Below are 14,548 nucleotides of genomic sequence, written 5' to 3'. Positions count from 1 at the left end.
CACGTTTTGCGTTGTATAGCAGATGCGGAAATCTTTTTGATGAAGAAAGGGACAAAGTAAATGAAAAGTAAAAAGTTTATATCCGGCCTGCTGGCAGGCGCAATGGTGCTGACATCGGTATTTACGACCGGATGGACTGAGGCGGAGGCCGCGGAGGAAGACAGCCTGGTAGCGTCGTTTTCCTTTGAGGACGCACTGACAGACTCACAGGGCGGCGACGGCGCGGCAATGATCGTGTCCGGACTTGGCGCCTACAGAGACGGCAATCCTACATTTGAGGAAGGCTTTGAGGGAAAAGCGGTTCGTCTCGGCGACTACGGTCTGAAGCTGAATAAGACAAATATCGGCGATAATTTCACCCTGTCCATGTGGGTAAAACCGGATGGAATATTTAAAGAAAATCAGGTTGTGGCATTTCTCGGATTCCACAATCCGGAACAGTGGGCAGGCCTTTCCGGAGGAGCACTTTATGGAGGAAGTTCGGAAGAGTGCAAGTTCTGGGCCCATGATGAGTCTGTCTATACAAGCCATACCACTCTTGGAACGGTGAATATAGATACACAATGGCATAAAGTAACGATTACCGCTGACGAGGAAAACATGACGGCTTACGTAGACGGCGTCGAGATCGGAAGCGGCGCGACAAATCATCCGCTGGCACAGGAAAACGGCGACATTTACATCGGCGTAAACTACTGGGATTCTATCTTCAGCGGTCTGGTAGACGAAGTGAAGGTCTACAGTACTACATCAACGGCAGACGAGGTTCGGAAGGATTACCTGAGAGATATCGGCGATCCCGAAGGATCCAGGGTGGCTTCTTATTCATTTGAAGAAGGACTTTCCAATAGCGAAGGCGCGGACGCGGCGGATGTCATTGTGACAGGACTGGGTGCTTATGAAGGAGAAGTTGTCTATGAAGATGGTTTCAAGGGGAGCGCGGTCCGTCTGGGAGACTACGGACTGCGGCTGAACCAGGCAGACCTGGGAGAAAACTTCAGCGTATCCATGTGGCTGAAAGCAGACGGGACTTTCCCGGAAAACCAGGTGCTGATGTTCTTAGGCTACCATAGCCCGGAACAATGGCTTGCGGTATCCGGAAATAAAAGCGGTACATCGAACTGCAAATTCTGGGCACACGATGGAAGTGAGTATACAAGTCATACAACCATCAGCACCATGAATATTGCGTCCGGCGGCTGGCATCAGCTGACGCTGACCGGTTCCGCATCTGAAGTGACAGCATATCTGGACGGCCAGGCAGTGGCATATTCAGACGGTCAGGATGGTGCATCCAATCACCCGCTTGTGGGTGAGAACCAGGAGATCTATATCGGCGTCAATTACTGGGACACCGAGTTTGAAGGTCTGGTAGATGAGATAGAAGTATACAGCTGCACTCTGTCCGCTGAGGATATAGCCGCAGCTTATGCGGAGGCGACAGGAGATCCGAAGGAAGGAAAGATTGCGGAGTATACTTTTGAAGAGAGTATCGCGGACAATAACGGTGAAGAAGCGTCAGCTGTTGTCAGCGGACTTGACGATTACAGCGGCGACGTGAAATATGAGGCGGGCTTCCGCGGTGAAGCGGTTCGTCTCGGCGATTACGGCCTGCAGCTGAACAAGACAAATCTTGGCGAGGACTTCACTGTATCCATGTGGGTAAAACCGGATGGAACATTTGCGGAGAACCAGGTGCTCGCTTTACTGGGCTACCATGATCCGGAGCAGTGGCTTGCAGTATCCGGAAACAGAAGCGGCACGTCCGTATGTAAATTCTGGGCAAACGGCGGCGAATATGGCACATGGACCACGCTTGGCACTCCGTCGGTTAATGCGGACGGCTGGCATCAGCTCGTTATCACAGGTACAGAATCCACAGTTGCCATTTATCTGGACGGCGTTCAGTCGGGAAGCGGAGTGTCCAACCACCCGCTGGCTCAGGAAAACGGCGATATTTATCTTGGGGTGAATAACTGGGACGCAGAATTCTCAGGCCTTATGGATGATGTTGAGATTTACGGAGAGGCTCTTACAGCCGGAGAAATCAGCCGGATCTATACAGAGGATCTGCTTGCGGCCGATCTGGAGAATCTTACGGTTCCGGCAGAGGTGAGCTGGGATATCAGCCTGCCGGCAGCTGGAAATAGCGGACAGACGACGGTGTCATGGACTTCCGATAAACCGGAGTTCATTGACGCTGAAACCGGAAAAGTAAACCGCCCGGCGCAGGGAGAGGAACCGCAGACAGTTGTTCTGACAGCTGTAATTACGGATGGAAACGATACAGCTTCAAAGACATTTACCGTTTCCGTACTTCCGAAAAACCCGGATGAAGACATCCTAGTATATACAGATCAGCTGACGCTGAACGCGGGTTTTGTATCCGCGGACATCAGTCTGCCGGAGACAGTCGGAGAGGCGACAGTTGAATGGTCGTCCAATGACACAGAGGCAATTGCCATTGAAGGCAGTACCGCGAAGATTACAAGATTTGACAGAGAAAACAGAGAAGTGATTCTGACAGCCACTGTATCTCTGGAAGGCGCGTCAGAGCCTCAGACAAAAGAATTCCCGCTGACCGTTCTCGCGGCCGGACAGGATCTGCTGACATATATCAGCAATGCGCCGGCAACCGGACAGAACGGCGGTATGAAGATCGCGGGTGAGGGCGACGACGGGTTCTCCGTACTGCACAGCAATCAGCCGGTGCTTTACGCGTCAAAAGGAACAAAGTCCTTCGGCGCGGCACAGATCTTCCGTAAAGCAGACGGAAGCTTCGGAGTTGTAGCTACAGACGGCGGCAGCAACGGTAACCTGATCTTCTTTGCGTCAGAAGATCTGATCACATATTCAGACGAGACGCTTGTTGCCATACCGGGAGTAACCGGCATAAGCGACGCCAACTGTGTATATGACAGCGCGAATGAGGTCTACAAGATCTTCGTTAAGGACGCGGACGGCAATGTATGGACCGCAGAAAGCAGGGATCTTGTTACAGTTGGCAGTGTGTCTGCCAGCGATTACACATTCCCGTCTGTGGAAGGAACGCCCGGAGACGCGGTTCATCCATATGTAACAGCTCTGACACAGGCAGAGTACGACGCAGTGTTTACCAAATTTGCTTCAATTTCCAACACAGGAGTACAGGCCCCGGCGGATATTGAGATCAGCCAGGGCGAAGAGTATACTCTTCCGGAAATGGTTACGGCAGAGTACTCCGACGGTTCCAGCAAACAGCTGGGAGTTGAGTGGAATGCGGATGATCTGGCAAAAGTGGATACATCCGTACCCGGTGAGTATACGGTAAAAGGTACAGTACAGCGCACCATTTCCTACACCGATCCGGAGGAGCCGCTGATCGAAGAGAGGGCGGATCCGTTTATGACATATGACGATGAACGCGGTATGTATTACTTTACCGGTTCTTATCCGACAAACGGAGTTGGCGGACCGGATGGATATGACCGTCTGGTTATCCGTGAGTCATCTACGATTGAGGGCCTGGCAGATGCGCCGGAGACTGTGATCTGGGATGAATCCTGGGACGACGGATCCGGCAACAGCTACAGCCAGTGGATCTGGGCTCCGGAACTCCATAAGATTGGAGATTACTGGTATATCATCAGTACAGCGGGAACAAACGGAGGCGACCGGTTCGGGACACTTCGTCCGTTTATGATGAGATGTACAGATCCAGACAATATTACAGATCCGGCTTCCTGGGAAGCTCCTGTGAGAGTGAAACCAATGGCCGGAGATGAGAGAAACTGCCTGAATGCTATGTCTCTTGATATGACATATTTTGAGGCAAATGGCCATAGTTATCTGGCATGGGCAGATTTTACTCAGACCGGTATCTCCAGCATCTATATTGCGGAAACAGATCCGGCTAATCCGACACAGCTGATCAGTCCCTGCGCTGTGATTTCCAGACCGGAGTACAGCTGGGAGTATGTAAGAGCTACAGTAAATGAAGGACCGGCAGTATTTAAGAACAACGGAAAAATTTATCTGGCATTTTCTGCTTCAGGGACAGGTTCCGAATACTGTGTAGGCATGCTTACTGCAGATGAAGGAGCAGATCTGCTTGATCCGGCTTCCTGGGTGAAATCAAATTATCCGTTGCTGACAAGCACCGACTTTAACGATGAGGTATCCGGACCGGGACACAATTCATTTACCGTAGATAAATACGGCAATGTAATCATTGTTTACCATGCACGTCCGGCGGCACTTCATTCAAGCGGCGGCATTCATAACGGTGATCCGCTTCAGGATCCGTGCCGTTACGCATACCTGCAGCCGGTCAACATCGCAGCCGACGGTTCGCCGGTGCTCAATATGACGCCGGAGCAGGAGCTGGCAGAAGAGTACAGGAATGTATCCGTCACAATCAAGGTCAGCGGGTCCGAAGTGGAGAAAACACTGACAGGTATTACCGTGACAGGTCAGCCGTCCAGGACGGAATATGAAGTCGGCGACAAGTTTGACCCGACAGGCATCGAAGTAACCGCGGCATACAGCAACGGCGACACAGAGGTGCTGAAAGCGGATGCGGAAGGACTTGTTTTCTCGCCGGAAGAATTTACAGAAGCGGGACCGCAGACGGTAACAGTTCTTTACACCGCAGGCAACGTCACACAGACAGCCAGCGTCAATGTAACGGTCAGCGAGAAGGTGGAAGAACCGGCGGCGCTGACAGGCATTGAGATAACAACAGAGCCGGCAAAGACAGAATACGAAGTCGGCGATGCATTTGATCCGTCGGGTATGGTTGTAACAGCGTCATATGACAAGAAAGATTCTCAGCAAATCGATCTGGACAAGCTGACGTTTACACCCGATGTATTCAACGAAGCAGGAAACCAGACGGTAACTGTTTCCTACACGGAAAACGGCGTGACAAAAGAAGCGGAACTTCCGGTTACAGTAACTGAGAAAACAGTAGTGCCTGAAGTGACGCTGGAGTCCATCAAAGTAACGCCGCCTCAGAAGCTGGAGTACACAGCAGGCGAGGAACTGGATACGACAGGAATGACCGTTACAGCGGTATACAGCAACGGCGATGAGAAAGATGTAACGGCAGAGGCAGAGATTTCCGGATACAATAAAGATCTGGAAGGCGCGCAGAAGATCGAAGTATCTTACACAGAAGGTGATGTAACTGTGAAAGAGTACTTTGATGTAACTGTAACGGCAGCCGGAACGGACAAGCCGGGAACAGACGAACCCGGAACGGACAAGCCGGGAACAGACAAGCCCGGATCAGACGACCCGGGACAGAAGCCGGCAGATCCGGATCAGCAGGCTCCGGACGCTTCACAGCCGTCCTCAGACAATGACGCCGCGGTACAGACAGGCGATACGACAAATGTTGTGCCGGCGGCAGCAGCAGCGATTCTCGCGCTGTCAGCAGCAACAGCAGTTGTACTGAAAAAAAGAAAGAGAGGGTAAGAAGCGGCTTATGAAAATACATAAACGACTTCTTGCGGGCGCACTGGTAATGCTTACGGGCATTACCATGTGCGGATCTCCCGCACAGGCGGATCCGAGCGATTCGGAACCGGTAGAAAAAGTTCTGGCAAAAAGCAGCAACGGCAACCCGTTATTCGGGTTCGGACCGGACGAAATTGCCGTAAACGGCCAGAACGGATTTATATACGGCGGCGACCCGTCCATTATGGTAGATGGCGACACTGTATATGCTTATGTAGGACAGGATGTGTCTACAGGTGAATATTACACAATGCCAAGATGGCTGTGCTATTCTACCAAAGATCTGAAAGAGTGGAAATATGAAAGTACGATTATGTCCATGCAGGACGTCAGCTGGAGAAACGACGATGTATCCGCATGGGCAAGCCAGGTGGCAAAAGTAGGGGATAAATATTACTTCTTCTACTGCGCGGAAGGAAATGGAAGCGTCGGTGGCGGCAAATGTATCGGCGCGGCGGTTTCCGACTCTCCGACAGGTCCGTTTACAGATATCGGACATCCCCTTGTCAGAAATATTGACACGCCGAACGGCCCGCATACGTGGGAAGATATCGACCCCACTGTGTGGGTGGAAGGCGACGATGTATATGTAGGATGGGGAAACAACCGTTTCTTCGTATGCCAGGTGGAGTGCGGCGAGACTGTTACGATCAAGGATCAGGACGGCAATCCCAATAATCTGTCTGTAGGCTATGAGAAGGGCAACGACATCGTGGTCGGCAAGATGAACGGCATTGAGATCTTTAATGACCAGGATAAGTTTGAAGGCCACAGTTTTACAGAGGCTCCGTTCTATTACCGTCAGAAGGATGAGAACGGAAATTATTACGGACCGTATTATATGTTCTTCGCGGCAGACTGGAGAGAGCAAATGGCATATGCTACAACAGACGATCTGATGAGCAATGACTGGACATTCGGCGGTATCATTATGGAACCTTCTGCTACAGCAAATACAAACCACATGGCAGTATTTGATTTCGAGGGACAGACATATTTCGTATACCATGACGGAAGCCTGCCTCACGGAAGCGGTTACCGGAGGGTTGCATGTATCGAGAAGTTTGATATCAATGAAGACGGAAGCATTGATCCCATTGCCAAGACGGCAGTCGGCCTGAACGGCACAGTCAGCACGATCAAAGACAGCACCGGTTCCTATGTGGCCAACGTTCCTTTTGTAAATACAACAAATGACGCCGACTATCCGATGACAGACTGGAGTACGTCCAGCCTTACAGCCCGGGGAAGCAAGGAGATCATCGTTGATTTCTTCCAGCCCGGCACTGAGAAAGAGTGGGAGATCAATCCGGCCAAGATTGAAAACTTTGACAGCCTGTCAGCAGGCGTAAATACGGACGCCTATGTTTCTATTGAGTCCAACAACAAGCCGGGACTTTACATGGCGGCCGGCGATCAGGCGGCCGACGGCACGATCCGCATCGTACTTGCACAGGATGCAGGCGGCACGGAGAATGAAGCAAAACGCATGTCGTTCCGCACCCTGGAAGGATTTGCGGGAGAAGGCGTGACCTTCGAGAGCGTACAGTATCCGGGATACTATATGGTAAGCCGTGACGGCGCCCTGTATCTGGAGCAGGATCCGGACGCGGAGGCAGCGACATTCTACGTATCCACAGACAATGCCGCAGAAGCGACGTCCGTTCAGAAGACGACGAGACTGTACACTGCCGGTGAGACCCTTGATACAGACGACATCCGCGTCGTAGTTGAGACGGCAAACGGCGGTACAGAGATTATTACGGAATGTACAGTTACGAATGCCGGCGAGATCGACATGAGCACGGCAGGAGATAAGGAACTTACCGTTTCTTATGAGTACAACGGGCAGCAGATGGAAGATACCGTTACAATTCATGTTGTTGACGGCGACTACCGTTAGGATCAGGTTTGGTGAAGAAAGGAGATTAAACAATGAAAAGAAAGAATCTTTTATCCGGACTTCTCGCAGGTGCCCTGGTTCTGACATCTGTATTTGTACCCGGAGTAAAAAATGTAGTTAATGCGGAAGAGTATGATCTGAGCGAAGGCCTGGTGGCTTCCTTTTCCTTTGACGATGAGAATCTGACAGACAGCCAGGGCGGGGAAGACGCTTCGGCAATTGTTACCGGTCTTAATCCATATTCCGGCAGAATGGAGTATGTTGACGGATATGACGGCGGAAAGGGAATTCAGCTCGGTGATTACGGTCTGAAGCTCAACCGGGAGAATCTTGGAGAAAACTTTACAGTTTCGCTCTGGATTAAACCGGATAATACGATCCAGGCGGATCAGGCAACCCTGTTTCTCGGATATCACAGCCCGGAAAAATGGCTTGCAGTTGCAGGCGAGGCTGACAATAGTACCGAGTATAGGTTCTGGGGAAATGGAAACGGTTTCTCCTGGACAGGCCTTGGAACGACGGATATCAGCGCTGACTGGCATCAGCTTACACTGACCGGATCCGCTTCCGGTGTAAAAGCATACCTGGACGGCGAACAGTGGGGAGCGGGAGATACAAATTCTCCGCTGGTCGGCAGCAATCAGGATATTTATGTCGGCGTTACATTCTGGGATGTGGAGTTTACCGGAGCAGCAGATGAAGTTAAGGTATATAACCGTACGTTAAGCGAGGGTGAAGTATATCGTCTTTATGACGGCGAGACAACAGCGGAAGAACTGCTTGCAGAGGGGATTACAGTAACAGAATCCATGAGCATGGTGCTTGGCAGAACAGAGCAGATCGACGTATCTCTGCATCCGGTTGTAGCTGACTCCAATCCGGAGATCACCTACAGGAGCAGCAATGAAGAAGTAGCCACAGTATCTGAGGATGGTACAGTGACAGCAGTCGGACCGGGAGAAGCGGAGATTACGACAACGGTAACGATCGGAGAGACTTCACAGACAGGAACGACGGCAGTATCGGTCAGCGGCGCTCTGGACGACAGACTTGTAGCGTCCTATGACTTTGAAGACAGCCTGGAAAATGGAGTGGAAGGAACTCCTGAAGCGACGGCTCTTGTGACAGCCCTGAATGCTTATGCGGGCAATCCGGTCTATGACGAAGGCAGAACAGGAAATGCAGTCCGCCTTGGCGATTACGGCCTTAAGCTGAATCTGAACGATCTCGGGACTGAGTACACGGTATCCATGTGGGTGAAGTCAGATGAACCCCTTGCCGGAAACCAGGTTATGCTGTTTATGGGATATCACAATCCGGAAAAATGGATTGCCATATCCGGAGATTCCGGCGACAGGCTGAAATTCTGGGCGAACGGTGTAATCGGACAGTGGGTGACTCTTGCAAATCCGGTTGTTCCGAGCGAACAGTGGCATCAGATCACAGTAACCGGTACGGCAGGAGAAACTACCTTATATCTGGATGGAATCACCATGGGAACATCCGACAGCAACGATCCGCTGGAGGGAGAGAACGCAGATATCTATCTTGGCGTTAACTTCTGGGATCCGGAGTATGAAGGCCTGATTGATGATGTGAAGGTATATAATATCGCTATGTCCGAAGCCGAAGTACAGGCTCAGGCAGAAGATGAATTTGCGGAGTCTCTTCAGACAAAACTAGATGCCGCGGTTGAGAGAGACGATTTGATCGGCGCAAATGAAAGCGCGGATGAGATCAAGTATGATCTGGAACTTCCGGAATCTGTAGATGGACTGAATATTACCTGGTCCAGCAGCAATCCGGATGTGATTGCAGACGACGGAACAGTTGTAAGCCCGGCTGAAGAGACAGATGTAACTCTGACGGGAAATGTCGCGTACGGCGTACTTTCAGCAGAAGTTTCCTTTACTTACACAGTGATTCCTCTTGACCGGGAGGCGCTTGACGCACTGATCGAGGAAGCGGAAGCTATTGACACGGCTTATCTGTCCGATCTGTCCAAAACAAGGCTTGAGACGGCGATCGAAGCGGCGAAAGATGCAGATTCTTATACAAAAGCAGAAAAAGCTGAATCAGATCTCCGTTTTATAATGGACAATCTTGAGTACAAAGATGAAGCCGTTAATCCATTCGCGCATATTGCGGAACCGGTATATCAGGCGACGCTGGAAGCCGGAGAGACTCAGGAACTGCTCCAGATTCCGGAGGAGATCGCAGAATATGTGACAGTAGAATATACTTCGGAAAATTCAGATGTCGCTGTCTACGAAGACGGAACAGTTACTGCGGCAGCAGCCGGCAAAACTATCGTAACTGCAAAGGTAACGGCAAATTATGACGGTTTTGTAATGGAATACTCTACCGCAGTGGAAGTAGAAGGAGAGAGCGTTCAAACACCGACTCTTGAAAAAATTCAGCTCAGCGGCAATGTAAAGAAAGACTATACGCTGGGAGAGGAGCTTGATCTGAGTGACCTGGTTGTAACTGCTGTGTACAGTGACGGAACAGAAACAACAGTTCCGGCAGGTGATTACACAGTAGAAGGATATGATGCAAATACACCGGGCGAACAGACAATTATTGTAAGATACGGCGGACAGACAGCTGAATTTACGGTAGCGGTAACAGAGAAAGAAGATCCGGAACAGCCGGGAACCGACGAACCTGGAACAGAACAGCCGGGAACTGACAAACCTGGAACGGACGTGCCAGGCGGTGAGGATCAGAAGCCGTCCGGTACCAATGATCCGTCATCAAGTACACAGGGCGGAAACAATCAGAGCCAGACAGGTGATGATCCGGATAAAGCTGTTCAGACGGGAGATACGACAAACGTACTTCCGATAGCAGCGGCATGCATACTTGCATTCGCGGCTGCAGGAAAAATTACAGCAGTCAAAGTAAAACGCAGAAAAAAATAATCTGAGAAACTGACGGAAGAGTACAGCTCCTGAAAATGGGGCTGTATTCTTTTTCAAAATGATTTTTGTACTGAGAAATATCTGCATTTAATAAAAAGATAGATTTTTTTACCTGTCTGTGTTTAAAATTGCATAAAATACAGACGCCTGAAAAGCAAAAAACAGGTGAAAAAATAAAAAAAATCAACTTTCTATACATATCACTCTATTTTGCACAAATGGAAAAACAAGATAAAATACATATACAAAAAATGTAAAAAATGAAAAAAATCAACATGCACATAAATATATAGTAAAAAAATATACAAAATATACAGGTTGTAATATATATTATATGTCAACAGCAAAATTTGTATTATGAATAATTAACAAACCCGAAAATAATAAAAGAATCAGATTGAACAAAAGGCAATAAAAGTGATATTATGTAAGCACAGGAAAAAATATGTTTTCCGAAAAGATCCAACATTAGAAAAGGGAGGAACGAAAATGAAGAAAAAGAAAATTTTAGCTTTACTTGTTTCAGCCGTAATGGCAGTAGGAGTAATCGGATGCGGAAACGGCGGAAACAGCAGCAGTGGTGACAGCAATGAAGGCGGCGGCAGCGACGGCGATCTGATCAAAGTTGGTATCATCAACAATGACCCGAACGAGTCCGGATACCGTACAGCTAACGACGCTGACATGAAGGAAAAGTTTACAAAGGAAAATGGTTATGACGCTTCCTTCGCATACAGCCTGAAAAACGATGAGCAGATTTCTGCAGCACAGCAGTTCATTCAGGACGGTGTTGACTACCTTCTTATCTCTGCAGCAGATACAGCAGGATGGGATACAGTTCTTCAGGATGCACAGAATGCAGGAACACAGGTTATCCTGTTTGACCGTACAATTGACGCAGATGAGAGCCTTTATGTAGCTTCTATCGTATCAGATATGAGAGCTGAGGGTGACACAGCTGTTAACTGGCTGAAAGAGCAGAATCTTGGTGAGTACAATATTATCCACATCCAGGGTGTTATGGGTTCGGCTGCACAGGTTGGACGTACAGCAGCTATGGACGAAATGGCAAAGGCTGAAGGCTGGACAATTGTAAAACAGCAGGCAGCTGACTGGAACGCAGAGACAGCACAGCAGATTACTCAGTCCGTAATCGATTCAGGACAGGACTTCAACGTAATCTATGCTGAAAACGATGATATGGCAAGAGGAGCTGTTGCAGCACTTGACGCAGCTAACATTTCACACGGTGTTGACGGCGATGTTGTAATCATGGGATTTGATACAAACAAATGGGCACTTGAAGAAGTACTTGCAGGCAGATGGAACTATGACGGACAGTGTAATCCGTACCAGGCTTCCTACATTGACGAGATTATCCAGAAACTGGAGAACGGTGAGGAAATCACAGAGAAGACAATCGTTATGGAAGAAAAAGGCTTTGACGCAGAAACAATTACACAGGAAGATGTTGATACATACGGTATCTAATCAAAAGCCGATTGTGAGTGAATAAAAAGTACGCGGCGCAGCGGAAAAAGGTTCTTGTACGCTGCACCGCGCTTTTTAAATAAAAGGTTGAGAGGTGAATATACTGGTGAAAGAAAAATCTGTACTCGAAATGAGAGGCATTTATAAAAGCTTTCCCGGAGTGCGTGCCCTGCAGAATGTTGATTTTACATTGGAAGAAGGCGAGATTCACGCGCTGATGGGAGAAAACGGTGCCGGAAAATCTACCTTGATTAAAGTACTTACAGGCGTATATGAAAAAGACGAAGGTCAGATCTTCCTTAAAGGTCTGAATAAACCGGCAGTAATTCATTCCCCCCAGGACGCACAGAACCTGGGCATTAGTACTGTTTATCAGGAAATTACACTCTGCCCGAATCTGACGGTAGCTGAGAATATGTACATAGGTCGTACCAAAGGTTTTGGCACAAGCTGGAGAAAGATGAATGCGGGAGCAACCAAGATCCTGAAAGAACTGGACATCCCGGCTGAGGCGACACAGCAGCTGTCAAGCTATTCCATCGCGATTCAGCAGATGGTTGCCATTGCCCGTGCTGTTGATATGGACTGTAAAGTCCTGATTCTCGATGAACCTACATCTTCTTTGGATGACAGTGAAGTTGAGAAGCTGTTCAAAATGATGCGTGACCTGAAAGCAAAAGGCGTTGGAATTATCTTTGTAACCCACTTCCTTGAGCAGGTATACGCAGTCTGCGACAAGATTACAGTTCTCAGAGACGGACAGCTTGTAGGTCAGTATGAAATCGAAAATCTCCCGAGAATTCAGCTCGTTGCCAAGATGCTTGGAAAAGAGCTGGATGACGAGGAAGAAATCAAAGACGACAGCCTTGTATATCAGGGAGCAGACGCAGACCAGAATGTATTTGAGGCTGAAGGTCTTCAGAGCAACGCCGGAATCAAACCGTTTAATTTCCATATTAAGAAAGGTGAAGTTAACGGATTCGCCGGACTGCTTGGTTCCGGACGAAGCGAATGCGTACGTGCTATTTTCGGCGCTGATAAAGTAATTGCCGGAAAAGTAAAGGTTAAAGGAAAAGATGTGAAAATTTCCAAGCCGATCGATGCTATGAAACTTGGCATTGCATATCTTTCTGAAAGCCGTAAAGATGACGGCCTTGTCGGAGATCTTTCCGTACGCGACAATATTATCCTTGCACAGCAGGTACTGAGAGGATTTTTCCGTCCGTACTCAAAGAGCGAGGCATATAAGATTGCAGATGAATATATCAAGCTTCTTGAAATCAAGACAGCTTCTGCAGATACACCGATCAAATCACTTTCCGGTGGTAATCAGCAGAAATGTATCATTGCGCGGTGGCTGCTGACACATCCGGATTATCTGATTCTGGATGAGCCGACACGTGGTATCGACATTGGTACAAAAGTTGAAATTCAGAAACTGGTACTCAAGCTTGCTTCAGAAGGAATGAGCGTTACATTTATTTCTTCGGAAACAGACGAGATGCTCCGTACATGCTCACGTCTTGTCGTTATGAGAGACCGTAAGGTTGTCGGCGAGATTTCAGGCAGCGAGCTGACCCAGAGCAATATCATGGGTACTATTGCCGGAGGTGACAAGAAATAATGCAAAAGAGTGGAACAAAAAGTAAAAGCAGTGTAGGTCAGTTCTTTGTAGAGCTGACAAGAAAACCGATATTTATTCCGATTGTAGCCCTTCTTCTGCTGGCTATTTTCAATCTGATTATGGATCCCGGATTTTATGCAATTGCCCTGAATCATAACAGTGAAGGTTATCCGGTTCTTTCCGGTTCTCTTATTACGATTCTTGACAATGGATCCGAGCTGGCGATTCTGGCGATCGGTATGACTCTGGTAACAGCGGCAACCGGTGGACAGGATATCAGTGTTGGCGCGGCAGTTGCTATTGCCGGCAGTGTGATCCTTCGTGTGCTCTGCGGTACAGAGACACAGCCGGAATCACTTCAGGCTCCTGTTATTGTGGCATTCCTTCTTGCATGCGTAGTAGCTATGCTGTTCGGTGCTTTTAACGGTGTCCTGGTTGCGTTCTTCAAGATACAGCCTATGGTTGCGACCCTGATTCTTTATACAGCCGGACGTAATATTGCTGCATGGATCAACCAGAACCGTCTGCCGATCGTAAGTGAGCCGTCATTCGGTTATTTCGGAGGAACAATTCCGGGAATTCCGGTTCCGACACCGTTCTTTATTGCGGTAATCTGTGTTGTTATTATTGCGCTTGTACTTAAGTTCACAACACTGGGGCTTTATGTACAGTCTGTAGGTATTAATGAGAATTCAGCGAGACTGAATGGTCTGAATCCGAAACTGATTAAGATTCTTACTTTTGTTATTCTCGGACTCTGTGTTGCAGTTGTAGGATTAATCAAAGTAAGCCGTATTTCTACGATTAACTATTCTGTAGTTGCAAAAGACATTGAGATGGATGCCATCCTGGCTGTTGCTCTCGGCGGCAATTCACTTGCCGGTGGTAAATTTAACATGGCTGGTTCCATCATGGGTGCGTATACAATTCAGTTCCTGACAACAACATTGTATAAATACAATGTGCCTTCAGAAGCTCTTCCGGCTTATAAGGCTGTTGTCGTAATCGTGCTTGTTGTATTAAGTGCGCCTGTTGTAAAAGAGCGTCTTGGTGCCCTTGGCAAAAAGCTGAGCTCAAAGAAGAATACTGCAAAGGAGGTCGGCTAAT

The 14,548-nt window shown here is 48.6% G+C and carries 6 protein-coding genes; all 6 read left to right on the top strand.

The genetic code is table 11. The annotated features are described in order from the left end of the window. Window positions 1-60: 60 nt before the first annotated feature. The 6 genes from AC0QUU_RS12710 (at window position 61) to AC0QUU_RS12685 (ending at window position 14,547) form a co-directional block, all read left to right on the top strand. Window positions 61-5,457 (top strand): LamG-like jellyroll fold domain-containing protein, encoded by a 5,397-nt coding sequence (locus tag AC0QUU_RS12710; RefSeq protein ID WP_474543268.1) that lies wholly within the window; start codon window positions 61-63, stop codon window positions 5,455-5,457. A 10-nt stretch (window positions 5,458-5,467) separates the two neighbouring features. Then, window positions 5,468-7,402, top strand: a complete 1,935-nt coding sequence (locus AC0QUU_RS12705; protein ID WP_474543267.1) for a family 43 glycosylhydrolase — start codon at window positions 5,468-5,470, stop codon at window positions 7,400-7,402. 32 nt (window positions 7,403-7,434) lie between these two features. Then, complete coding sequence (locus tag AC0QUU_RS12700; protein WP_474543266.1) at window positions 7,435-10,326, top strand: LamG-like jellyroll fold domain-containing protein; 2,892 nt, start codon at window positions 7,435-7,437, stop codon at window positions 10,324-10,326. Window positions 10,327-10,815: 489 nt separating this feature from the next. After that, window positions 10,816-11,817, top strand: a complete 1,002-nt coding sequence (locus AC0QUU_RS12695) for an ABC transporter substrate-binding protein (RefSeq protein ID WP_474543265.1) — start codon at window positions 10,816-10,818, stop codon at window positions 11,815-11,817. A 130-nt stretch (window positions 11,818-11,947) separates the two neighbouring features. Then, the gene (locus AC0QUU_RS12690; RefSeq protein ID WP_474545583.1) at window positions 11,948-13,441 is read left to right on the top strand and encodes a sugar ABC transporter ATP-binding protein; all 1,494 of its coding nucleotides are present in this window, start codon (window positions 11,948-11,950) and stop codon (window positions 13,439-13,441) included. Beyond that, window positions 13,441-14,547 carry an ABC transporter permease gene (locus AC0QUU_RS12685; protein WP_474543264.1) on the top strand — a complete coding sequence of 369 codons (1,107 nt, stop codon included), beginning with the start codon at window positions 13,441-13,443 and terminating at the stop codon, window positions 14,545-14,547. Before AC0QUU_RS12690 ends, AC0QUU_RS12685 begins: the two co-directional genes overlap by 1 nt. Window position 14,548: the final 1 nt, after the last annotated feature.

The sequence above is a fragment of the Mediterraneibacter sp. HA8405 genome (assembly GCF_056148955.1).
Note: the sequence above shows the minus strand (reverse complement) of the source record. Positions and strands in the feature narration are given on the sequence as shown.

What these genes read in the sequence shown, in the direction of transcription:
- AC0QUU_RS12710 (WP_474543268.1), top strand. Translation starts at nt 61, where the DNA reads ATGAAAAGTAAAAAGTTTATATCCGGCCTGCTGGCAGGCGCAATGGTG.
- AC0QUU_RS12705 (WP_474543267.1), top strand. Translation starts at nt 5,468, where the DNA reads ATGAAAATACATAAACGACTTCTTGCGGGCGCACTGGTAATGCTTACG.
- AC0QUU_RS12700 (WP_474543266.1), top strand. Translation starts at nt 7,435, where the DNA reads ATGAAAAGAAAGAATCTTTTATCCGGACTTCTCGCAGGTGCCCTGGTT.
- AC0QUU_RS12695 (WP_474543265.1), top strand. Translation starts at nt 10,816, where the DNA reads ATGAAGAAAAAGAAAATTTTAGCTTTACTTGTTTCAGCCGTAATGGCA.
- AC0QUU_RS12690 (WP_474545583.1), top strand. Translation starts at nt 11,948, where the DNA reads ATGAGAGGCATTTATAAAAGCTTTCCCGGAGTGCGTGCCCTGCAGAAT.
- AC0QUU_RS12685 (WP_474543264.1), top strand. Translation starts at nt 13,441, where the DNA reads ATGCAAAAGAGTGGAACAAAAAGTAAAAGCAGTGTAGGTCAGTTCTTT.